The organism is Novosphingobium sp. Chol11, from assembly GCF_900218065.1.
Lineage (GTDB): Bacteria > Pseudomonadota > Alphaproteobacteria > Sphingomonadales > Sphingomonadaceae > Sphingobium > Sphingobium agri.
The window spans coordinates 295713-317773 of record NZ_OBMU01000003.1; the positions used below are offsets into that span (position 1 = coordinate 295713).

At 60.6% G+C, this 22061-nt stretch carries 18 protein-coding genes; 8 read left to right on the forward strand and 10 right to left on the reverse strand.

The window, feature by feature from the left end; all coding sequences use genetic code 11:
* Window positions 1-157 precede the first annotated feature (157 nt).
* Both NCHOL11_RS16080 and NCHOL11_RS16085 read left to right on the forward strand, forming a co-directional pair.
* Entirely contained in the window at window positions 158-433 is a 276-nt protein-coding gene (locus NCHOL11_RS16080; RefSeq protein WP_097093579.1) for an HU family DNA-binding protein, read from the forward strand.
* A 599-nt stretch (window positions 434-1032) separates the two neighbouring features.
* Window positions 1033-1701 (forward strand): MucR family transcriptional regulator, encoded by a 669-nt coding sequence (locus NCHOL11_RS16085; RefSeq protein WP_097093580.1) that lies wholly within the window; start codon window positions 1033-1035, stop codon window positions 1699-1701.
* Between the two features lie 597 nt (window positions 1702-2298).
* Here NCHOL11_RS16085 and NCHOL11_RS16090 read toward each other — a convergent pair.
* From NCHOL11_RS16090 to NCHOL11_RS18100, 3 genes are read right to left on the reverse strand one after another with little or no spacing between them, the layout of a single operon-like run.
* Window positions 2299-3018: a Crp/Fnr family transcriptional regulator gene (locus tag NCHOL11_RS16090; RefSeq protein ID WP_097093581.1), complete on the reverse strand. Its 720-nt coding sequence runs from the start codon at window positions 3016-3018 to the stop codon at window positions 2299-2301.
* Window positions 3015-3386, reverse strand: coding sequence for a response regulator (locus tag NCHOL11_RS16095; RefSeq protein WP_097093582.1), 372 nt, complete (start codon window positions 3384-3386; stop codon window positions 3015-3017). Before NCHOL11_RS16095 ends, NCHOL11_RS16090 begins: the two co-directional genes overlap by 4 nt.
* Window positions 3383-3631 (reverse strand): hypothetical protein, encoded by a 249-nt coding sequence (locus NCHOL11_RS18100; RefSeq protein WP_141397894.1) that lies wholly within the window; start codon window positions 3629-3631, stop codon window positions 3383-3385. Before NCHOL11_RS18100 ends, NCHOL11_RS16095 begins: the two co-directional genes overlap by 4 nt.
* A 558-nt stretch (window positions 3632-4189) precedes the next feature.
* Between NCHOL11_RS18100 and NCHOL11_RS16100 the strand changes: the two genes are divergently transcribed.
* Window positions 4190-5461, forward strand: coding sequence for an alginate export family protein (locus NCHOL11_RS16100; protein WP_097093583.1), 1272 nt, complete (start codon window positions 4190-4192; stop codon window positions 5459-5461).
* Between the two features lie 57 nt (window positions 5462-5518).
* On the opposite strand, the gene NCHOL11_RS16105 is transcribed toward NCHOL11_RS16100, so the two are convergent.
* The 4 genes from NCHOL11_RS16105 to NCHOL11_RS16120 form a co-directional block, all read right to left on the reverse strand.
* Window positions 5519-7957 carry a TonB-dependent receptor gene (locus NCHOL11_RS16105; RefSeq protein ID WP_255254878.1) on the reverse strand — a complete coding sequence of 813 codons (2439 nt, stop codon included), beginning with the start codon at window positions 7955-7957 and terminating at the stop codon, window positions 5519-5521.
* 173 nt (window positions 7958-8130) lie between these two features.
* Window positions 8131-9030 (reverse strand): TIGR03619 family F420-dependent LLM class oxidoreductase, encoded by a 900-nt coding sequence (locus NCHOL11_RS16110; RefSeq protein ID WP_097093584.1) that lies wholly within the window; start codon window positions 9028-9030, stop codon window positions 8131-8133.
* 106 nt (window positions 9031-9136) lie between these two features.
* Window positions 9137-11290, reverse strand: a complete 2154-nt coding sequence (locus NCHOL11_RS16115) for a TonB-dependent receptor (protein ID WP_097093585.1) — start codon at window positions 11288-11290, stop codon at window positions 9137-9139.
* 60 nt (window positions 11291-11350) lie between these two features.
* Window positions 11351-13195, reverse strand: coding sequence for an alkyl sulfatase dimerization domain-containing protein (locus NCHOL11_RS16120; protein WP_097093586.1), 1845 nt, complete (start codon window positions 13193-13195; stop codon window positions 11351-11353).
* Between the two features lie 96 nt (window positions 13196-13291).
* Here NCHOL11_RS16120 and NCHOL11_RS16125 point away from each other — a divergent pair, with 96 nt between their 5' ends.
* The 4 genes from NCHOL11_RS16125 (at window position 13292) to NCHOL11_RS18680 (ending at window position 19135) form a co-directional block, all read left to right on the forward strand.
* Entirely contained in the window at window positions 13292-15646 is a 2355-nt protein-coding gene (locus NCHOL11_RS16125) for an arylsulfatase (protein WP_097093587.1), read from the forward strand.
* A 106-nt stretch (window positions 15647-15752) separates the two neighbouring features.
* Entirely contained in the window at window positions 15753-17018 is a 1266-nt protein-coding gene (locus tag NCHOL11_RS16130; RefSeq protein ID WP_097093588.1) for a TetR/AcrR family transcriptional regulator, read from the forward strand.
* 195 nt (window positions 17019-17213) lie between these two features.
* Window positions 17214-18968, forward strand: a complete 1755-nt coding sequence (locus NCHOL11_RS16135; protein ID WP_255254879.1) for a glycosyltransferase family 2 protein — start codon at window positions 17214-17216, stop codon at window positions 18966-18968.
* Between the two features lie 41 nt (window positions 18969-19009).
* Window positions 19010-19135, forward strand: coding sequence for a hypothetical protein (locus NCHOL11_RS18680; RefSeq protein ID WP_255254880.1), 126 nt, complete (start codon window positions 19010-19012; stop codon window positions 19133-19135).
* Between the two features lie 69 nt (window positions 19136-19204).
* Here NCHOL11_RS18680 and NCHOL11_RS16140 read toward each other — a convergent pair whose 3' ends face one another.
* From NCHOL11_RS16140 to NCHOL11_RS16150, 3 genes are read right to left on the reverse strand one after another with little or no spacing between them, the layout of a single operon-like run.
* On the reverse strand, window positions 19205-19618 hold the full coding sequence (locus NCHOL11_RS16140; RefSeq protein ID WP_176502330.1) for an ATP-binding protein: 414 nt from the start codon (window positions 19616-19618) through the stop codon (window positions 19205-19207).
* A complete protein-coding gene (locus tag NCHOL11_RS16145; protein WP_097093590.1) occupies window positions 19611-19949 on the reverse strand; it encodes an STAS domain-containing protein in 339 nt (112 codons plus the stop codon). The genes NCHOL11_RS16140 and NCHOL11_RS16145 overlap by 8 nt, the downstream gene beginning before the upstream one ends.
* An 18-nt stretch (window positions 19950-19967) precedes the next feature.
* Window positions 19968-21158 carry a PP2C family protein-serine/threonine phosphatase gene (locus NCHOL11_RS16150; RefSeq protein ID WP_176502331.1) on the reverse strand — a complete coding sequence of 397 codons (1191 nt, stop codon included), beginning with the start codon at window positions 21156-21158 and terminating at the stop codon, window positions 19968-19970.
* A gap of 198 nt (window positions 21159-21356) precedes the next feature.
* Between NCHOL11_RS16150 and bcsS the strand changes: the two genes are divergently transcribed.
* The gene (bcsS, locus tag NCHOL11_RS16155; RefSeq protein ID WP_176502332.1) at window positions 21357-22046 is read left to right on the forward strand and encodes a cellulose biosynthesis protein BcsS; all 690 of its coding nucleotides are present in this window, start codon (window positions 21357-21359) and stop codon (window positions 22044-22046) included.
* Window positions 22047-22061 lie beyond the last annotated feature (15 nt).

Genomic DNA, 22061 nt, shown 5'->3' on the forward strand with positions numbered 1-22061 from the left:
GAGAGAGGATCGGAAGGTCCGAACGGGCCAGGAGCGCTCTTTAACCCCCGGATTAGGTCGAATCCGGCATGAAAATGTCGGTTAATCGGCAAAAACCCCTCTAGTTGCGGGCGATAAGACAGGTTAAGACCCGTCGTCCACGAAAGGGAGACGATCGATGAACAATACCGAACTCGCCGAAGCAGTTGCAGCCGAGCATGGCCTGACCAAGGCCGACGCCCGCAAATATGTGGACGGCGTGTTTGCCGCTATCGCTGGCGCCGCTGCCAAGGGTGACGAAGTTTCGCTGAGCGGCTTTGGGAAGTTCAAGGTCAAGGACCAGCCGGCTCGTGAAGGCCGCAATCCTTCGACTGGCGCGACCATCCAGATCGCAGCGTCGAAGAAGCTGACCTTCACCCCCGCCAAGGCGGTCAAGGATCAGCTGAACGGCTAATAGGCCAGGCACTCGTCCGGACAGGATGCGTGCCGGATATGTTACGATTGCATGACTTGCAATCGAACTGCCGATCTAAACAATTGTCAGGAGGGGGCCGCGGCGGCAAATGCCGCCCTGCCTTTCAGGCATCCTCTCCTAAAAACTCATTAGGCCGGTCCTTCGGGATCGGCCCTTTTTTTTGCCGTCTTCGGGAAAAGCGGGATCATTGTCCCGCCAATAGGGTTTAGCCGCGATAGACCGAACGGCACCGCGTAATGCTTCCGCTGTTCGATCCTGGGGGATGCTCGCCCAAGTTATTGCAGGCCGTAAACCATTCCGCGCAGCCGGAAATCAGAGGCGCTTCCCGTGCAGCAATGCATAGGATGATTACAGGCCCAATTCTAAGCTGAAGCATGTTCAATCACTATGCTTGCTTGCCGCGTCAACAATTCGGCGGGCAAGATGAGCAGTCTTGTGAGGCGGCCATGGGCGCAAAACATCTGAATCGTCCATCATAGGGACAGATATCGTGAGACTAAAAGAGCAAAGCTTATTTACATTTGAATTGAAAGCGCGCAGAAGGTCGCCCCAGTTATTCGGTGTGGAGAAGCGTACCAATGTCTGAAGAATCGCAGCCCGACATCACGACGCTCACAGTTCAGCTTTTGAGTGCGTTTGTCTCCAACAATTCGGTTACGAGCGAAGGGCTGGCCGAGCTTATCCGTACGACGCGGATCGCCTTGACTGAAGATCCGGCGGCGGATGCTAACGAAGCGCAGGCGGCGACTTACACGCCCGCGGTTTCCGTCCGCAAAAGCCTGTCTTCGCCTGATCACATCCTGAGCATGATCGATGGCAAGCCTTACAAGACGCTGAAGCGTCATCTGGCGACGCATGGCCTGTCGCCCGATGAATATCGCGAGCGCTATAACCTGCCCAAATCCTACCCGCTGGTCGCGCCGAGCTATTCCGAAGCCCGCCGCGCGGTTGCCACGCGTCTGGGCCTTGGCCGCAAGCCTGCCGCCGCCAACGGTGGAGAGAAGGCCGCAGCACCCAAGCAGGCAGACGCCGCAAAGGCCGCTCCCAAGGCTGCAGCCGCAGACGCTGGCGACAAGGCTCCCGCGCGCAAGCCTGCCAAGCCCGCAAAGGCAGCGGCAAAGCCCGCCGCCAAGGCTTCGCCCGCTAAGGCTGCCGACGCGGCCGGTGGCGCAGAGCCCAAGGCCGCCAAGGCGCCGCGCAAGGCACGTGCCAAGGCAGCTCCGGCTCCGGCCGAAACCAACAGCTGAGATAGCGTCGTTCAAATCTTCCGGCATGTGCCTTTTAAGGTGCTGCCGGGAGGTTGAAAGAAATGGATATGAGGCGCGGTGCTGATGAGCATCGCGCCTTTTTTCTTGGCTATCGATGGTGGTGGGTCAGCGTTGTTCGAATTTTGGTAGCGACGGGCTCGGCAGGCGCGGCGAGGAACTGGCATTAGAGCGTTTGCACGTGCCCCTTCTCCCCTCTGGGAAGAAGGATATGGAGCCTTGGCGGCGGAGCCGCTTAGGTGGAGTTGGATGAGGGGGAAGGAGCCGCATATCCTCTCTTCTTCGCTCCCCCCTCTCCAAGTTCGCCTAGCTGCTGGCGCAGCAAGGCTTCCTATCCTCTCCCCTGAAGGGGAGAGGAGAAGTGAGGTGCTCTGCCGTCATTCATGTTGCTCGTATAATTGAACATCATGATAAATATTGAGCAGTGCAATTTATTGCTGAAGGAACTTAGGCCTTTGGCTGAACTCAACCCAGTTCAAGTGATTTGTCCGCGACGATCGTGATGCCGACAATTATTCTCTTGGCTTGAAGACCTATGATCGCAGCTAATGCCGCAGTCCTGATCTGCTTTTCCGGGACTTAACTCTGCGTAGCGGTAACGTGCGCGGTGATATGGCCGACGCGATGGATCAGTTCGGCGGGATCGGTCAACTGGAGCCGACCCGCGCGCAGGACGACCTCACCACGGCGGCGTAATTGCTGAAGCGTGCGGTTGACATGGACCGGGGTGAGGCCGAGCGTGTCGGCAAGGGCGCTTTGCGTCAGGGGCCATGCGAAGCCGCCGTCGCTCACAAGACCGCACAGCGTCAGACGGTCACGCAGTTCCAGCATGAGATCGACCACCCGCTCTTCCGCGCTGAAGCGGCCGAGGCGCGTGATCTGTGCCAGCAGATAGGCCTCGTCGAGCGCGTGGCTGACATGATAGGCTTCTTCGAGCGACGGGGAGCCCGGGGACGGCGCCGCGCAAACGGTCAGCGGGCTCAGCGCCACGATGGTCGATACCGACAAGGGGCGGCTGTGGCGGCAATTGCCGATGAGGTCTCCGGGCAGCAGGAGGCTCATGATCTGCCGCCGCCCGTCGGTGAGGAAGCGGACGCGCGCGGCCCAACCGCTAAGGATCAGCAGCGGATTGGCGATCGGCGCACCTTCGGCGAGCAGTTCGCGCGCAGGCCTGAGCGCGCGGCTGCGCAGGGCGGCATCGGCAAGGGCAGCTCGCGCGGACGGATCGAGTGGAGCCAGCGCGGCCAGCCTGCGGATCGCCGGATGCGCTGGGTCGGCAAGGCGGGAGAAGGCGGTCATGTCTGATCGGCCGGACTGAGGGCCGTCAATTCATTGATCAACTGCGCCATTGCAAACGGCTTCCCGAGCCGGGGCACTTCCCGATAGGCGGGCGGGAGAGCCCATTCGTCATAGCCGGTCAGAAAGGCGAAGGGCACCGAGCGATCGCGCAGCCTGTTTGCCAGCGGATAGCTGTGTTCGCCGTCCAGATTGACGTCCAGCAGGGCAAGATCGAAATCTTCCTCGACCAGCATCTGCGCGGCTTCCAGCGTGCCCGCCGGGCCGACGACGATCGCTCCCACATCAGTAAGCGCGCGCTTGAGATCGGCAGCGATCAAATATTCATCCTCGATGACAAGGATGCGTTTGCCAGCGAGATTTTGGGTCATCGGCCGTCCTCCCCTGCCAGGATGTTGGAGCCGCTGTCATCGTCATGGATGACGAGCGGCATGGTGATGCGGCAGCAAATGCTGCCGTTTATCAATTGCGTGCTGGTGGGGCCCCCGAGCTGGCGGGGCAAAGCTTCCTCGATCAATTCCCGTCCGAACCCTTCTAGCGCTGGTCTGACCGGAACTGCCGGTATTCCCCGTTCCCGCCATCTAAGGTCGAGAATGGGATCGGCACTATCATCCATGTTAACAAGCCAAGGAATATCGCGCCTTGGCGAAGAGTCAGCGCCGCAGATGCGCGGCAAAGGCCCGGGCAGGCCGCTTTCCGCCTGCAACGGATGAGCGCGTCTTTCGGAAATGCCGGTCCGCATGCCGCTGACCTCCAATAGTGCCCGCCGCCTTTCCTCCCCGAACGAGAAACACGGATAGTGCCTTAAGCTATGCGTGAGCAGAAGGGAAACAATGGGGAAGAGGATTGGCTCCCGCCCGTCGCGGCATAATCGACGGGTTAACCCAAAGCAGGGCCAGACAGGTGAAGGGCCGATTTGTGCAGCGCAAAAATTTTGCTTGCAGCCTGGGATGATCGATGACAGCTTCATCCCAGTCGGAGCAGGGACGCTTCAACACGAAGGCCGGACCGCCAATGATGGTAGGGACCAGCCAAGATCCAGCAGGATCGATATCGGCAAGGACGCCGCCCGAACTGGTCAACAGGCCAGCTCAGGCGGCTTTTTTTGTTTCTGACGCGGACGCGAAGGCACGCTGCGAGCTTCCGGAGTCAGGCAAGCTACAGAGGGGGAAGAATGGGTGGATTGAAGATTTTGCTCGGGGCGTCCGCGTTGGCGGCGGGTGGAGCGCCAGCCCTGGCGCAGGATATGGTGCTCAAGCCGATCGTCGAAGCGCGGTTGCGTTACGAGACGGTTGATCAGGACGGCCCACTGCCGTTGACCAGCAGCCGGGACGCTGATGCCGTCACCATGCGCTTGCGGGCTGGCGGGGAATTGTCCAGGGGGCCCTTCGCCTTTCTGGCTGAAGGCGAAGGGACGCTGGCGATTGACGAGCATTATAACAGCGGGGTGAACGGCAAGACACTCTACCCGCTGGTGCCCGACCCCCAGACCGTCGAGTTGAACCGGCTGCAACTGCAATATCGCACCAAGCCGTTGGTCGTGACGCTTGGCCGCCAGCGCATCAACCTCGATGACCAGCGCTTCGTAGGCTCTGTCGCATGGCGCCAGAATGAGCAGACATTCGATGCCCTGCGTGTCGAATATATGGGGATAAAGAACCTGAAGGTCGACATGACCTATGCCATAGCCGCGAGAACCATCTGGGGCATCGACGGCGGCAAGTTCGGGGCGGTCAACCGGCCTACCGAAATTGAGGGCGACGATGTCTTCCTGAACGTCTCCTACAAAACGAAGTTCGGAACGCTGACCGGGTTCGCCTATCTTATCGATGAAGATGAGCCCGTGGCGGCGCTGCTGCGCAACAGCAGCCAGACCTATGGCGCGCGCTTTACAGGAGCGGTGCCCATCGCACCGAAGGTGAAGCTCAACTATTTAGCCAGCTACGCGCGGCAGAGCGATTATAGCAAGAACCCGATAGACTATAAGGCCGATTATTTCGCGGCAGAAATGGCGGTGGACGTCGCTTCATTGCGGCTGACCGGCGGATATGAACTGCTGGGTGCCGACGGCGGGGCAAAGGGAGTAGCGGGCGGCTTTGCCTTTCAGACGCCCTTTGCGACCCTGCACAAGTTCAACGGATGGGCCGATAAATTCCTGACCACTCCGGGAAGCGGCATTCAGGATTATTATGGCGGGATCGCCTATACCGTGCCGAAGATCGGGACATCAGGACCGCTGGTCGCGTCCTTCATCTATCATCATTTCAGCAGTGACCGGTTTTCGATCCATTATGGCGACGAATATAATGCCCAGCTTGCGTTGAAGATCGACAAGCATCTCAGCGCACTCGTCAAATATGCAGATTATCAGAGGAAGGGGATCAGCAGCTTTGCCGGTGATGCTGACACCAGGAAGTTCTGGGCACAGCTGGATTATGCCCTCTGAACAGCTTGCATATGCAGGGCGGCCCGGTGAAATTCACCGGGCCGCCCATGGCCATGATCAGAAGCTGACCTTGACGTCACCGCCAAACGTGCGCGGCTTCTTGTAGGAGCCCGCGCCGAAGCCGAGCCCGCCGAAATCGATGCCGAAATCAAGGTTGCGTTGATTGGTCAGGTTTGCGCCCCAGAGACCAACATCGATTTTGGCGTTTCCGGCCTGAATATCAGACAGCGAGATGCGAGCGCTCAGATCATAGTCGGGCCGCGAGCTGACTTCGCGGTTGAAGGGATTGACCCGGTCGAGCGCAAAGAAATAGATGCGGCTGCGATAGGCAAGGTCGCTGCGCAGCATCAACGTGCCGATGCCCACATCTACCGAATATTGGCCGCCGATGCGCGCGTTCCACTTGGGCGTTTGCGACAAGTGCGCTTCATCCCCCACGTTGATCAGCTGGTTGAACGTCGGGGATGTGAAGTCCGGATCGCGGTACAGATATTCCTTGAAATCCGGGTGGACATAGCCGACCGAACCGTCGATTTGCAGCCCGGCGAAGGGAATGGCCGTCGCTTCCGCCTCGAACCCGCGGAACCGCGCTGAACCAGCATTTGAAACGACCGACGTGGCGCCACCGCTTCCGCTCTGGAACTGCTGGATTTGCAGGTTGGAATAGTCGGTCTGGTAGACGGACAGGTTGAGTCTGAGATGACGGTCGAACAGTTCCGACTTCAGGCCAAGTTCGTAGGCCGTCACCTTTTCCGGCTTGTAGGTCGTCAACTGTCCTTGAGGGTTTTGCGGATCGATGCCGCCTGAACGATACCCTGTCGATACGCGCGCATAAGCCATGATGTCCGGCGTGAAGCGATAGTTGACCGAACCCAGCCAGGAAATATTGTCGTTGTTGACCACAGTGGCCGCGGTCAACGTCGGCAGGTCCGTGCGCTGCAACGTCTTGCGATCCTGCGTGTAGCGTGCGCCACCCGTGATTTCTAGCTTGCCGTCGAGCGCCGAGGGTTTCCAGCTCGCCTGGCCGAATATGGCGGCGGACTCCGACGTCGCCCGGAAGCCCAGGGTGGGCGTCAGGTTGATGCCGATGAGGCCGCCGGGCGTGAGTTGCGGGTTGGCCAGGATGTTGGCAGCCGTCGTCGCAGGAACACCGAAGGCTTCCAGGAAGGCCGTCGGCGCGACAAGCGTCAGTGCCTGGCGGTTGTTCTGCGACGCCTTTTCGTAGAAATAATAGACGCCTGCCACATAATTCAGGTCGCCCGATGAGCCGAGCGCCTGAAATTCCTGGCTGAACTGCCATTGTTTCTGCGGCGCGTTGTTGCCGTTGTAGAGGCCGACATCGGCCACGGTCACGCCAGTGGGCGAAGCCGGATCGAAATCAACGACCGGCCCGCGCAGATAGCCGTTGCCATCAAGCGTCAGGATGGTGTCCTGCCAGAAGCGGCGGTAGCCGGTGATCGACTTCAGCGTCAGTTCGTCGATCGGCTCATAGGCTATGGTAAGCGAATGGCCGTAAATGCGCGACTTGGCACCATAGCGCAAATTGCCAAAGCGATCGACGAAGCCGTCCTGCAGCCCCGGATTGATCCGGTCCGGGCTGATGAGAAATGGATCGCCTCCGAAATTGGGGGACTGGCTGAAATAGTTGAAGACATTGGGCGTCGCGGCCAGCAACTGGAAATAGGGCGCGGTGCCGGACCGGTAGTTGAAGTCGAAATTGTAATTAACCGTCACATTGCCGAGATCGGCTTCGACGCCTGCATATATAGCATCGCTGCGCAGTGCGCCGGGATCACGGCTGTCCGGGGTGTAAAGATTGTCGATATAACCGTCACGTTCACGATGCATGGCCGCGAGCGAAATCTTGATCGGCGACCCGCCGATGAAGCCGGTATCGACACGGCCACGGACAAACCAGTCGTCATAGCTCGCATAGCCGGCCTTTGCTTCCAGATGCATCTCATCTGTTGGCTTTTTGGTGACAAGCTGGATAGCACCGCCGATGGTGTTGCGGCCGAACAATGTGCCCTGAGGGCCGCGCAACACTTCGATCCGCTCCAGATCGACAAGGTCGAAGATCGCGCCCGCGGCGCGCGCAATGTAGACGCCGTCCAGATAGACGCCCACCGCCTGGTCGGTCGCCGCATCAGGCTGCTGATTGCCGACGCCACGGATGAACAAAGAAACGGCCGTCAGGCTGGTTGATTGTTGCAGAAGCGAAAGGTTGGGCGTGAAGCGCGGGACGCTTGTGACGTCGAGCACATTCTGCTGCTCCAAGAATTCGCCGGATAGAGCCGTAACCGAAACCGGGACCGTTTGCAGTCTTTCCTGGGTGCGACGCGCCGTAACGATGATGTCGGAAAGCCCGGTCCCATTTGGCTGCGCCTGGGCTTCCGCGCCCTGATTACCAGGAACTGCCGTTTCCTGGGCAAGAGCCGGTGAAGCCAGCACCATCGCCAGCACGCCGGATACAAATGATCGATTGATACCGCCCATTTCCTCATCCTCCCTGTCATGACACGCTATTTTATAGCTTTTTTGCCCTGCACATTGGCAGGCCATGTCTGATTATGGTTGCAGATTCGTACCAAATGCGGTTTTCGTCAACTATCTTCGTGGGTGATGCCGATTATTTCCCTGGGTGTGACAACTAGGCCAATCTGATCTCTTCAGTGTCGTCTGTGGATAACGCGGTCGGCAAAGCGGCTGATCGCGTCCTTTTTCACGGAAAGCTGGCTGATGTCCGATCCTTCCGCGACATAGCTCTCCATTTCCCACGGCGTCGGCATCCACGGGATCACGACCATATCGTTGATCCCATGCCCGGCGAGACGCTCTTCGCTACTTTCCAGCAGTGGTTCGATGAGGGATATGACAGGCGAAAAGCCGGATGCCGGCAATCCCATCTCTGTCCGAAGCGCCTGGAGATGTTGTACAATGGCGATCGTGTCGTCCACCGTGGCGGGCAATCCCAGCCAACCGTCATTGGCCGCCGCTCGCCGCAGTGCGGGTGCCGACTTTCCTCCGACCCAGATAGGCACCGGGCCGGGAGGCAAGGGGCGGAGCAGCACAGCGTCGAACCGGAAGAATTCGCCGTCATGGCTGACCGTTTCGCCCACCCAAAGCCTGCGGCAAATTGCCAGTATTTCGTCCAGGCGCCGACCACGCGATTTGAAGTCGACACCCGCGGCGTCATATTCTTCCTTCAGCCAGCCGGCGGATACGCCGCAGATCACGCGGCCGGACGTGTAGGCGGACGCGGTGGCGACCGCACGGGCGACCGTGAACGGGTCTCGTAAAGCGGCCAGGTAGATGTTCGTCGCCAGCCTCAACTCGCGCGTTTCAGCCCCCAGCAGCGTCAGCGTGATCCAGGGGTCGGGCCATGGCGCATCCATGGGCCAGAAGATCTCACCGGACTCGGTATAAGGATATGGCGTCTTGATCGAGGCTGGCATGATCAGATGATCGGCATAGGTAACACCGTGAAATCCGCAACTTTCCGCGTGTTGCGCCAGTGCGATCATCTGATCAAGCTCAGGCACCGCCATTATCGAGAGCCAGAAACGCATGCTTGCCTCCCCTTAAGTCAACAAAGCTTCGCCTGCCCTTGATGAACATAGGCGGTCAAAAGACCCTATACGCCATCTGGCGCATATTTTCGATTAGAAGCTTGGTTTAATATTCAAATGTCAGTTCAAGACCATAGGTGCGGGGGTCGCCAAAGATCGCGCTTGGCAGCCCTCCATTGAAATGGGCGATATAATATTCCTTGTCGGTCAGGTTTTTGCCGAAAGCCGACAGGCGCCAGCTACCGAAGCCAACCGGTATGTCCGACAATGTAAGCCGGGCATTAAGCAGGCCATAGTCGCCGATGACATAGCGGGGATCGGCGGTTGACGTCGACACCTTGCTCTTGAGGAAATAGTCGATGTTGGCGGTGAGCACGCCAATTGGCGTGTCAGGGAAGCGATATTCAAGAGATGTGGTCAGCGTATGTTTTGGAGCCTCCACGAAGGTGTAGCGCGACGTGATGTCATTGCCAGCTTGATCGAGGATTTGCTGGAACTTGGCGTCCAGATAGGCATAGTTGACCGAAAGGGTGAGTGCATCGATCGGCTGGGCGATCAAATCCAGTTCAAAGCCTTGGATGCGCGCCTTGCCCGCATTGAAGACATCGGTGATTGCGACGTTCGTCGGGTCCGACTGGATATTCGTTTGAATATCCTTGTAGTTCGACCGGAACAGGGCAAGGTTGGCCTGCAAGTGATTGTCGAGCCAGCTTGATTTGATACCCAGCTCGAAGGAATCGAGTGTTTCAGGGCCGAATCCTTCGTTGAAGCGTGCGATGCTGCTTGCGCGGATATTGTAGCCGCCCGTCTTATATCCTCGCGCATATTTGGCGTAGATATTGAGGTTTGCATTGGCGTTGTAGCCGATGACGAGGCTGGGGCTGATGTTCGAGAAATGATTGTCGCCTGCTCCGCGAGGCAGCACGGTGGGTGAACCCGTCGCAGGGACGATAGTCTGGTCGAGCGTCGCCTTGCGTTCGTCACGAGACCAACGCAGGCCGCCAGTCAGATACAGCCCCTCCATGAAGGCCGGACGCAATGTAGCCTGGCCGTACAGCGCATAAGCCCGGTTGTGGATCGTTGCGACCCGATCCATGCGGGGACGCCCGGTGATTGCGGAATAATCCGAGCTTTCGCCGTCCTCATCGAAATAATAGGCGCCGAGGACATAGTCCAGGCGGCGGTCAAAGGCGGAGCCGACAAGTTGCAGTTCCTCGCTCCACTGATCCTGCTTCTGGTCAAAACCAGTCAGGATCAAGGGAAATGGACCCGCCACCCCGGTCAGATAATTCTGATTGGTGATGCTGGCGAGCTTCCGGTAGCCGGTCAGCGACCTGAGCGTTACATCGTCAGCGACTTCCCAGCTGATGGTCAGATTATGCCCCTGCGAGGTGGCATCATTGGGCATGAGGTTTCGGACGAGCGGCGACCCTGCTGTCGGCCGATCCGCCATGCGGGGGTAGAAGGGCGCGGCAACCATGAAGACGGGCGTGTCGTTGATGTCGGAACGATCATAGGTGTACCGCAATTGCAGGGCGTCTGTCGGTTGCCACAGCACGGCCGCGCGATATGCGTCGCGGCGCTGATCACCCCAGCGGTCGACGCCAGTGCCGGGGTTGTCGACGAAGCCGTTTTTCTGGCTGTGCAGATAGCCCAGCTCCACCGCAAGCGTTTCTCCGACGGGAATATTGACGCGTGTGCGGGATCGGAACTGGTCGTAATTGCCGATGGCAAGAGTCTGCTTTGCAGAGAACTCCCCCAGCTCGGGCGCGCGCGTGATATAATTGATGGCGCCGCCTGTCGCGTTGCGTCCATAGAGCGAGCCTTGCGGTCCGCGCAGCACTTCGATCCTTTCGACCTCGGCGACTTCTGCGGACAGTCCCTGGTTGCGGGCGATGTAGATGCCGTCGAGATAGACGGCGACGCTGGGATCGACGGTGATCTGGTCGTCATTGTTGCCGATCCCGCGAATGAATACGCGAGCCGTTGTCGCGCTGTTCGGATGGGGGGTGACGGCAAGGCTGGGGACAAGGGTCCGCAGGTCGGTGATGTCGGCAATGCCCTTCTTTTCAATGTCGGCGCCGGTCATTGCCATCATCGAGATGGGCGTTTTCTGGAGGGATTCAGATCGTTTCTGTGCAGTAACGACGATCTCCTCGATACCCCCGCTTTGGACGGAGGCATCGTCCTGCGCGAAGGCGGGTGACGTGGCTGCGGCGAGGCACATTGCCAAAGCGCCGCGTGAGATGAAGCTGTTCATGTTAATTACTCCCCTTTAACGCGTAAAAGCGCGTATTTGTACGAAGTTGTTTCGTACTATCTAGCGTATGACGAGATTGATCGGTTGGAGGGTCAGGTCGAGAGCGCTGAAAATCTGCTTCAGCGCTGCCAAGCCTGGGCCCGTGATTGCGCCTGCTTTCACCAGTGCGTCCACCGTCTGATTGCCGGAAACCAGTTCCCCCAACGCATTCCGATCGAGCCGGACGACCGGCGCGCCGTCCGCCTTACCGCGGCGGAATTTCAGTGTGCTGTTGCGCAGTTCAAGCAGCCATGGGTCGCTTTCCCCGGCGATGGTCAGGGCGACGGTATGAGCGGCAGCTCCGGCGCGCTTGGGATCAACTTTGTAGCGGATTTGCTCAAGCATCAGCGCGACTGGCATCTTGCGGATATTATCCGGGTTCATGTAGCGCGCGGTCAGGCCTGCCTGTTGCAGCTTTCCTTCCAGTTCCAGTGCGCCCATCAGGTAGAAGCCGCGCCGGTTGCTATTATAGGTAGCGTAGCCGAGTTTGCGAAAGGCGGCTGCCTTCAGCCGTCGTGCCTCCATATCCTGATGATCAATGGCGATCAGCAGCGTCGCAAGCTCCGCCGCCCATTGCGCGTCCCCCTGTTCGAAAGCGCGGTTGGCGGCGGCGAGCACGGGTGTCCGCCCACCCATTAACGTCACCTCCCGCCGGGCCCGCTCCACACGTGGCGTGGGCGCAAGGTCGGTCGCATCGCCGGAGAACCAACTGATATAGCCGACATAATAACTGCGCGCCGCATCGGCGGCAGTGCCATAATATTCGGTGGTATAGGGCTCCGAGCGCAGCCAGTCGGGCAACGGCCCGAGAGCATCAGGCAAGTCGTCCTGCGTCATGCCTTTGTTGATCAGACGGATCGTCTGGTCATGGGTATATTGGATCGCATCTTCATAACGGGTCAGGAGCGCCTTGATCTGCGGCGCACCTTCCACGACCGGGCCGTGCATCGGCACCATCCAGGCCGCGCCATAGCGTTCCATCCTGCGCAACGCCTCGATCCAGCGGTTGGCGTCGCGCATCTTCGTGCCGCGCATCGAATGGAGATTGGGGAATGTCGGTCCCTGCACCTCATCGCCCGAAATCAGCACCTGATAGTCGGGAAGCCATGCCGCGATGTGCGACGCGGCCTCTCCCCCGGTGTGGAACAGGTGCAGCTTCACCCCGGCGATTTCAATGTCGCGCCCGCCATCCACATCGACGAACTGAGTGGGCGGGATGTAGGCGGACTCATTCTTCCCCGCCTTACCCAAAGCGCCGCAGCAGCCGACGTGAAAATCCTCTGCTTCCTTTCCTGCAAGGCTGAAGCCGAACATGTAGGCCGAGCGCGCGGCGACGATGGGCAGCGTGGCGACTCCTTCGTCGGAAAGCTCCTTCAGGAAATTCGAGGCCGCAAAGATCGGCACCTTTCCGCTGGCGACGTCGGCTGGCGGTACGAACACCCCCGCCCCGTTCACATGATCAGGATGATGGTGGGTGTAGATGATGGCCTTGATCGGCTTGGTGGAAATCTGCGCCCTGATCTTGGCCAGAGCGGCAGTCGCAACATCGCGATTCATGCCGGTATCGAGCAGGACGAGCCCATCGCTACCCTCTACCACGACGAGGTTCATGCCCTGAAATTCGATTTGCCAGACCGGCGTCTTTCCTACGCGGGTGACGCGTTCCTGGAACAGCCGGGCATGGGCGGTATAGTTGGATGGAGCGGAAAAGGGCACAGTGAGATCCGGCGCATGAGCGATCACCGGTGCGGCCATGCCCGCTAGCATGAGCGCCGAGAGCCCGCGCATGAGAGCTGCGCCACCCATCAAATGCAGCCTGCGAGCGACGCGCCGACGCGCGCCGCGGTCAAGGACCTCCACGGTCATATTCTCTCCTACACAGATATATTTGTTCGTTATGGCTGCTTGTACTGTACGAAACGCATCCGTACAAGATGCCAAAGCATAGGGAGTGGATGAAGGATGAGAAAGCGGTCAGGACTGAACTATAAAGCTGGATTTCTGGCACTTATGATGGGGGGCGCGGCGCCGCTCACGGCACAGAATGTGCTCCCGCGAGCGCCAGAACCCTTTCGGGGCAAGATCGGCGAAACCTATGCCGATTCGGCCCCGGCCTTTCCCAAAGCGGTCACCGCCCCTGCTGGCGCACCCAATGTGCTGCTGATCCTGACGGACGACGTCGGTTTCGGCGCGGCGTCTACGTTCGGCGGTCCGATACCCACGCCCAATCTGGACCGGCTGGCAGCGCGCGGGCTGGTCTACAACCGTTTCCACACGACGGCTATGTGTTCGCCGACCCGCGCCTCTCTGCTGACCGGGCGAAATCATCATGCGGTCGGCAACGGCATCGTCGCGAACCTGTCCACGGGCTTTCCCGGCTATACCAATATCCTGCCCAAGAGCGCGGCGACGGTAGCGGAAGTGTTGCGCCAGAGCGGCTACAATACGGCGATGGTGGGCAAGCATCATAATGCGCCCGAAGCCGATGTATCGCCGGCCGGTCCATTCGACATGTGGCCGACCGGACTGGGTTTCGAACATTTCTACGGCTTCATGGCGGCCGAAACCAACCAGTTCACCCCCGCCCTCTATCGCGGCACCACCGCCATTCCGACCCTCAAGGAAGGAGTGCTGGACAAGGCGCTGGCCGACGAGGCCATCCAGTGGATCCACAATCAGAAAGCAGCTGCGCCCGACAAACCCTTCTTCCTCTATTATGCGACCGGATCGGCGCATGCCCCGCTGCAGGCGCCCGCAGACTGGATCGCCAAGTTCAAGGGCCAGTTCGACAAGGGATGGGACGCTGTTCGCGCCGACACGGTGAAGCGGCAGAAGCGGCTGGGCATCATTCCTTCTGCCACCAATGACTCAGCACGGCCCGAAGGCTTGACTGCCTGGAGCGCGCTCACCCCCGATCAGCGCCGGATCAATGCGCGCTTCATGGAAGTCTATGCAGCCATGCTCGCCTATCAGGACGCACAGATCGGCCGTGTCCTCGACGAACTCGACCGTATGGGCGAGAGCGGCAACACGTTGATCATGTTCATCGAAGGGGACAATGGCGCGGCGGCCGAGGGCGGAGAGAATGGCAGTTCGAACCCCATGTCATCCTTCGCCAATGCGATGCAGGAGGATGACAGGATGCTGCTCGCCAATCTTGACAAGATCGGCGGGCCCGATGCGGTGGGCAATTGGGGCTATGGCTGGGCATGGGCGACCAACGCGCCCTTTCCCTGGTTCAAGCAATATGCCTCTCACCTGGGCGGGACGCGCAACGGGCTGGTTGTATCCTGGCCGGATCATATCAAGGAACGCGGCATCCGGTCACAATTTACCCATGTGGTCGATGTGATGCCGACCATATTGGAGGCTGCGGGCCTGCCAGCGCCCGACAGCGTCAATGGCGTCGCACAGCAGCGAATGGACGGCGTCAGCTTCGCCTACAGCTTTGCCGCGCCCCGCGCGCCAGAGCGGCACGACACCCAATATTTCGAGATGATGGGCAATCACGCCATTTATCATCAAGGCTGGCTGGCAAGCACCACGCCAGTCAACCTGCCATGGAAGCGTGGCGACGGCTCCATCCTGCCCAATCAGTATAAGTGGGAGCTATATGACCTGCGCAAGGACTTTTCCCAGTCGCGCGACCTGGCCGCCAGCCAAGGCGCGAAGCTGAAGGAGATGCAGGCCCTTTTCCGCAAGGAGGCCGAGCGGAACCAGGTGCTGCCGCTGGACGACCGCCTGACGCTTGCCCGGTTCCGTGCGGCCGAAGGGCAACGGCCCCATCGTTCGACCTACAGCTATTGGGGCGGAGGGATCAGCATACCGTCGGTCAGTGCCGCGCCACTGCTGGCGCGCAGTTTCCGCATCACCGCTGATGTCGACATGCCGAAGGAGCCCGCGACCGGCGCGCTCGTCGCGCTGGGCAGCAAGTTCGGGGGCTGGAGCTTCTATCTGGAGGATGGACGACCTGTTGCGATGATCGCTGCATCGCAACTGGCGGGCGACCAGTCACAGGTGGCGGCGGCCCAGCCTCTCCCAGCGGGGAAGAACAGGCTGGTCTTTGACTTTCACTATGATGGCGGCGTGAATGCCGGGGGTGACATGATCATCAGCGCCAACGGCACCAAGTTGGCACAGGGCCGCATCGCGCGGACCATATCTAAACTGCCGGAAATGAGCGACACGCTGGACATCGGTTTCGACGCCGATACGCCGGTCACGTCCGACTATAGGGATGGCGGTCACTTCCCTGGTGGGATTGAGAAAGTCGACATTTCGGTGGGTAAGCCGGGGGCGCCCGGCAAAGCGCCCTGAACGGAACAATCCTGACGCCTGCGGACATGCGCCGCAGGCATCAGGAGACGCTTTTCGGCTTTGCCCGTTGACGGCGCGCCCCGTCCGGCGGTTAAGATAGGCCCAGATGGTCGAAATCACTTCTCAACCCGTGCATGCCGAGCGCGATAACCGGACCCAGATCCTGAACGCCGCGGGCCAAGTATTCCTGGCCGATGGCTTTGAGCGAACGAGCGTCGATCGGATCGCCGCCGTCGCCCATATGAGCAAGCAGAGCATCTACGAGCTTTATCCAAGCAAGCTCGCTTTGTTCGAGGCCGCCGTCCGCAGCAAATTGAACGGTGCGTGGCTCAACCTCAGGGCCATCGATCGCGGGGCAAATGCGGAAGACACGCTGACGCGCTATGCCATGCGGCTGTTCGAGGGTTTTGCCGAGCCCGTGAATTTCGGCCTGTTCCGCGCCAATATCGCGGCTGCTAACCATGTTCCGGAATTGGCCGCGGAGCTGCACGAGAAGCGTCTGGCATCGTCGCAGCCACTCGCCGATCATCTCGACCAGCTTATCGCCGATGGCGTCATCATAGCCTGCGACACGATGGCCATGGCCATCCGCTTTGGCGGCATGGCGGTGGAAGGCGCGCGCTATTTTCTGGGCACCGAACTGCCCGGCAAGGCCGCGCAGAAACGCATCGTGGATTGTGCGGTGCATCTGTTCCTGGACGGCTATCGCAGCGTGACGGATGTTACGCGCGACGCTGTCCCTGCTCCCGCGATCGAGCCGCCTGCACGCGAGGGTGGTCCGGCGATGCGCCTTTCTGCCGACAAGCTGCTGGCGCTGCTGGATGCGGCGACGAGCGAATTTCTGGAACATGGCTATCGCCGGGCCAGCATCGACCGGATCGCCGCTGCGGTGCGGGTGAGCAAGGCTACGATCTACCGGCAGTTCGGCAACAAGGAAAATCTGCTGCGCTATATCGTGCAGCGCGACATTTTCGAGGCGAGCCAGCGCCCGTTTACGCAGATCCCCGTGAGTGACGAGCCCGAAGCGGCGCTTGCCGCGCTCGCGCGGGAGGCGTTGGACCGGCATCTTGAACCGGCGAACTTGCGCATGCACCGGCTGTTGGTGGTGGAGGCTGATTTCCTTCCCGATCTCGCTCAGCTATTTTATGAAGGCCGCGTGCGGCGGCTGGGCGATGCGCTGGAGACGCAGCTTCATGCCTTGGGGCTGCCACGCCCGAGCCATATGGCGACGCGCATCTTCTACACCCTCGCGACATTCGCGGTCCGTTTCTTCACGGCGAGCACGCCGCCTGCGGAGAAGGATCGCCAGATTTACGCCCGGGAATGTGCGCTCCTGTTTCTAGAAGGTCTGCGGACGGACGGGCGCAGTTAGTTGCCCTATGAGGAGGCGCTAGCGCCAACCTCTTGTGTTGCAAGATTAATCTTGAAGACCTAGCCTTCCTCCCGCTCCATTGCGGCCAGCAAGGGGGCGTTGGAATCGACCCGAGAAGCCGGAAGGACGCCCGTGGATTTCTATTTCAATCGCTTTGAGGATCGACGACCGCCAGAGCCGCTGCCTCATTCGCGATTGATCGAGTTGATCTGGCAGACATTGGCGCTGATGATGCTGTTGCTGGGCGCGCGCTATCTGTTGTGGCGCTGGACAGATTCGCTGAACTGGGACGCGTTGTGGTTCGCTATCCCTTTGGTGATCGCGGAGACTTGCGCCTATTTCGGGCTCATTCTCTTCACGCTCAACCTGTGGAAGGTGAAGGACTATCCGCTGCGCGCACCCCCAGCGCGGACCAGCGAATGCGTGGGATCGGCGGGCAGCGAGGATGATCGGCCCATCTCGGTCGATATCTTCATCGCCACCTATAATGAGGATGAGGAATTGGTGCGGCTGAGCATCCGCGACGCCAAGGCCGTGCGCTACCCTCATCCCATCGACGTGAAGGTGCATATTCTCGACGATGGACGCCGCGACACGATGCGGGCTGTCGCGGAGGAGGAAGGCGTCAACTATATCAGCCGCGACAATAATGTCGGCTTCAAGGCGGGCAATCTGCGCAACGCCATGGAGCAGACGAGCGGCGACTTCATCGTGATCTGCGATGCTGACACGCGGCCATTTCCGACGATGCTGGAGCGGACGCTCGGCTATTTCCGCGATCCTGACGTAGCTTTCGTGCAGACGCCGCACTGGTTTTATGATCTGCCCGAAGGCGAGCGGCTGAAGGACTGGATGGGCCGCAAATTTGGAGGGGTGGGCAGCGCGGTCGGCGGAGCGGTCGAACGGATCTTTGGCGAGATACGCATCGGCGAGGACCCGTTCGTCAATGACCCACAGCTATTCTTCGACGTGATCCAGCGCCGCCGCAACGCCTATAACGCCGCCTTCTGCTGCGGGGCGGGATCGATCCACCGGCGCGAGGCCGTAATGTTCGTCGCGCTGCGTGCCTATGCCGATGCCATCGCCCACGCTACGGGCGATGCGAAATCGCGCATCGCCAAGCTCGTCCGCCGCCGCGCCGATCCGGCGGCGCAAGCGCTCGCCCGCTGGCAAGCCGCGCAGGCCGAGGAGCTGACGCCCTATAAATTCCATGTGTCGGAAGACATCTACACCACGATCGTGCTGCATCAGGACCGCGAACGGCGGTGGAAATCCGTGCTTCACCCGCATGTGGAATCGAAGATGCTCTCGCCGCAGGACCTGCTCAGCTGGAGCATCCAGCGGTTCAAATATGCAGGCGGGAGCCTGGACATTTTCTTCCACGACAATCCCGTGACGGCCAAGGGTTTGTCGCTCGGCCAGCGGCTCATGTATTTGACGACATTCTGGTCCTATATGGGCGCGCTCTGGAACCTTGTGTTCCTGCTGGCGCCGATCGTCTATCTAATGACGTCGGTCGCGCCGGTTTCCGCCTATACGGGCGACTTTTTCGATCGGGCGCTGCCGTTCCTGATCGTGACCGAGCTTGCCATCATGTTCGGGACCTGGGGCATTTCGGGCTATAAGGGGAAGGTCAGCTATATGGCGTCCTTCCCGATCTCGCTCCAGGCGCTCTGGGCGGTGGTGCGAAAGCAGAAGATCAAGTTCCCGGTCACGCCCAAGGATCGGCAGGACGGCCATTATCTGCACCTGGTCTGGCCGCAGCTGGCTTTAATGATCGGAACCTTTGCCGCATTCTGCTGGGCGGCGACAGCGCTATGGCTGGGCTTTGGCAATTACACGCTCGGCGGCCTGATCGCCAACGGCCTGTGGGGTCTCAACAACATTCTGGGCATGTCGATCATGGTCCGTGCGGCCCTGTGGCGACCCACCGAGGAAGAGGCAGGATGAACTGGAAAGAAGGTTTTAGAAGAGGGCGGAGCCATTTGCTGATGGCAGCCATTCTGGCCATCGCCGGAAGCATCGTCGTCAGGATGGAGGATGATGCGCTTCGCCAGGAGACCGGGAAGGCTCCGCCTCAATCCATCACGGACAAGTTGCCTGCCAGTTTGAAGTGACGGCGGGCGATTGCCGCGGGAGCGCTTCGAAAAGCTCAGGGCGAGCGGTGTTAGAGGATGGCGCGCCGGTCAGCGGCTGAGGCGCTTTGTGAGACGCAGCCGGTTCGTGCCGCCTTCGCTCCGATAATCGATCTGGTCGATGCACGACTGGATGATCCCGACACCGCGGCCGCTCTCCGCATCAGCGGAGATGGTGCGGCATCTGGAAAACAGTCCTTCGGGAACCGCTTCGCCCTGATCCCGGAGTTCGAGCGATACGGAGCCGGGCACGATCTGCACGTCCACGCCGATCATGCCGTCGCTCCGGCCGCGATAGCCATGGATGATGATGTTGTTGGCGGCCTCTGCAAGCGCCAACTCGATGTCGATCATCGCTTCGGGTGGAACAGCGGCGGCTTCGCAGAGGGCGCGGACATGCTCGCTCAACTGACCGACCTCTTCCAGCCGGGCGGGGTACAGGCGGACAGCGCCCTCCTCAGCCACGCACGAGCGCTCTTGCATCCGGGACCGTCTCGGCAAGCCGGAACACAGCGTCGAGGCGCGTCAGTTCGAACAGGCGGCGCACCGCAGGCTGCGCCCCCGCGATGGCGAGCGAGCCGTCCTTGCCCAGCATCTTGAGGAGCGACACCAGCGCGCCGAGCGCCGTGCTGTCCATGAAAGCGACGCGCGTGAGGTCCAGCACGACCTTGCGCGGACCACCATCGATGCCCTTGGCGAGGTCCGCCTTGAATGCCGGGGCTTCGGCGGCATCGAACCGCGTCGCCTGCACCTCTACCAGGGCCACATCCCCATCCATAGTGATGATCGCCGTCATTCCTTCACCCTTGTCTATCTATGCCATTTCAATCGCGAGAAGCGAGATATCATCGTCAAAACCGCGCGTGCCCCGCCGCATCGCGACGGCGGCCTTCACCCGTTCGACCATCAGTTCCAGCGGCTCGTCGGCCCCCTCGCGCAGCAACTCGCTGAGCCCCGCGACCTCCAATTGCGTGCCTTCGCGGTCGGCGCATTCGGTGACGCCGTCGGAAAAGAGTATCAGCCGCGTCCGGGGTTCCAACGTGACTTCTTCAGGGATGAACGTAGCATCACTGAACCAGCCGAGCGGAAAACCACCGTCCAGGCGCAGGGTGGACACGCCGCCTGACCCGACGATCAGCGGATCTGGATGGCCAGCACGGATGATCCAGGCGCGCCCTTCATGCGGCGAGAGCAGGCCGCAGATCAGCGTCGCATAATTTTCATTGGGCTGCCCCTCGATCTCCCGATTGAGCTGCTCGATCGCGGACGCCAGCGCCGCCGGATCGCCGGGTGCAAGCTGGACCAGCCGGTGATGCAGGTGAAAGGATGCGAGCGCGGCGGGCACGCCATGCCCCTGAACATCGGCGAGGAAAAAGAGAATCTTGTCGTCCTGCCGCGACACGCCCAGCGTATCGCCGCTCATGTTCATCGCTGGCTGATGCGCCCACGCGATGCGCACGCCGTTCATTTCCTTGTCATTGGGCAACAGCTTGTGATGCAGCGCAGCCGCCGCATCGAGGTCAGCCCGCACATGGCGATAGGCCGCCCGGATACGATCATGCGCCTGCGCCAAATGGCGGTTCCGCCGCTCCAGGCTGCGATGCAGGCGCACATTGCGCCGGGCCGAGGCGACCGTCAGTTCCAGTTGCAGCGGATCGAGCGGCTTGAACAGGAAATCGTCGACGCCCGCAAGCGTGGCGGCCCGGATCGTGTTGTTGTCGCCGCGCGCGGTCATCATGACGATGTGGAGAAAGCGGTTCTGCACCGCCGCCGCCCTCACCTGCCGCACGAGCTCAAGGCCATCCATGCCCGGCATCTGCCAATCGGTGATGAGGACATCGACCGGCGCCAATTGCACATGCGCAAGAGCGGCCGCCCCATCGCCTGCGACCTGCACCGAGCAGCCGAGCGCCTCCATCTCCAGCGCCAGCACCTCAAGAAACAGGTCATCGTCGTCGACGATGAGTATGTTGAGGCTGGTAATGGGGAGCGGCTCCGCGGTCATGAGATTCCTGCGTTTCTCCAAAAACAAGCCTGCCCCACCCTCCCCATCTAACGGCCAAGCCGCCGGACAGGAAGGCTTTGAATGGCAAAGATTTTCCGAAAATACGGTAAATCGAGCGTTAACGCCGTTTTTGGGCTGTCCCTTCCACCCCATCGCACGTTATGCAGCGGCAACAATCCGCCGTCGGGAAACAATCGAATGATTTCACTTCGCTTTCTGGCCCTCCTCGCCGTTTCAGCGCTTTCGGGGCAGGCGGCGCTGGCGCAGGACCGGGGCGTGATCTACGCGGGCGGTTCTGTCGGCGACGGCGCGGGAGGATATGGCGGCGGGTTGATCTCTCTTCCCGGCAACTCGCTCGGCCACGGCCTTGCCGTCCGCGCCGGGGTAAATGGCGGGACGTATCGCTATCGCACCACCGAACGGATCGAGGCCACCTATATCGGCGCGGAAGCCGCCCTCGTCTATCAGACGTCCGGGTCCTGGGGCTGGGCGAATATCGGTGCGGGGCCGCGCTTCACGAAAACCGATCTCGACCCCAATGATCCGGGCAATAAGCTGCAGGGTTCACGATGGGACGTGGGCGTCCAGACGGATGGCGTGTTGGGTGATCGCCTGCGCCTCGGCTGGTTCGGAAGCTGGGGCATCCGCAATGAAAGCTACATGGCGCAGCTCCGCCTCACCCAAGCGGTCAACCGGCAGAGCGATACGCGGCTGGGCTTGGAAGCGACTTTGCAGGGCGATCCCACCTATAAGCGCGGCGGTCTGGGCGCCTATATTTCGACCGCGATCGGCGGCGGCTGGACGGGGCAGCTTTCAGCCGGCGCGACCGAACAGAAGGGCCGCAATGCGCGGCCTTATCTATCCATAGGGCTCAGCCAGGTCTTTTAAGCGCTGTTTGCCGGA

Coding starts and splice junctions, on each gene's coding strand:
- NCHOL11_RS16080 (WP_097093579.1), top strand. CDS start 158: ATGAACAATACCGAACTCGCCGAAGCAGTTGCAGCCGAGCATGGCCTG.
- NCHOL11_RS16085 (WP_097093580.1), top strand. CDS start 1,033: ATGTCTGAAGAATCGCAGCCCGACATCACGACGCTCACAGTTCAGCTT.
- NCHOL11_RS16090 (WP_097093581.1), bottom strand. CDS start 3,018: ATGACCGCCTTCTCCCGCCTTGCCGACCCAGCGCATCCGGCGATCCGC.
- NCHOL11_RS16095 (WP_097093582.1), bottom strand. CDS start 3,386: ATGACCCAAAATCTCGCTGGCAAACGCATCCTTGTCATCGAGGATGAA.
- NCHOL11_RS18100 (WP_141397894.1), bottom strand. CDS start 3,631: ATGGATGATAGTGCCGATCCCATTCTCGACCTTAGATGGCGGGAACGG.
- NCHOL11_RS16100 (WP_097093583.1), top strand. CDS start 4,190: ATGGGTGGATTGAAGATTTTGCTCGGGGCGTCCGCGTTGGCGGCGGGT.
- NCHOL11_RS16105 (WP_255254878.1), bottom strand. CDS start 7,957: ATGGGCGGTATCAATCGATCATTTGTATCCGGCGTGCTGGCGATGGTG.
- NCHOL11_RS16110 (WP_097093584.1), bottom strand. CDS start 9,030: ATGCGTTTCTGGCTCTCGATAATGGCGGTGCCTGAGCTTGATCAGATG.
- NCHOL11_RS16115 (WP_097093585.1), bottom strand. CDS start 11,290: ATGAACAGCTTCATCTCACGCGGCGCTTTGGCAATGTGCCTCGCCGCA.
- NCHOL11_RS16120 (WP_097093586.1), bottom strand. CDS start 13,195: ATGACCGTGGAGGTCCTTGACCGCGGCGCGCGTCGGCGCGTCGCTCGC.
- NCHOL11_RS16125 (WP_097093587.1), top strand. CDS start 13,292: ATGAGAAAGCGGTCAGGACTGAACTATAAAGCTGGATTTCTGGCACTT.
- NCHOL11_RS16130 (WP_097093588.1), top strand. CDS start 15,753: ATGGTCGAAATCACTTCTCAACCCGTGCATGCCGAGCGCGATAACCGG.
- NCHOL11_RS18680 (WP_255254880.1), top strand. CDS start 19,010: ATGGCAGCCATTCTGGCCATCGCCGGAAGCATCGTCGTCAGGATGGAG.
- NCHOL11_RS16145 (WP_097093590.1), bottom strand. CDS start 19,949: ATGACGGCGATCATCACTATGGATGGGGATGTGGCCCTGGTAGAGGTG.
- NCHOL11_RS16150 (WP_176502331.1), bottom strand. CDS start 21,158: ATGACCGCGGAGCCGCTCCCCATTACCAGCCTCAACATACTCATCGTC.
- bcsS (WP_176502332.1), top strand. CDS start 21,357: ATGATTTCACTTCGCTTTCTGGCCCTCCTCGCCGTTTCAGCGCTTTCG.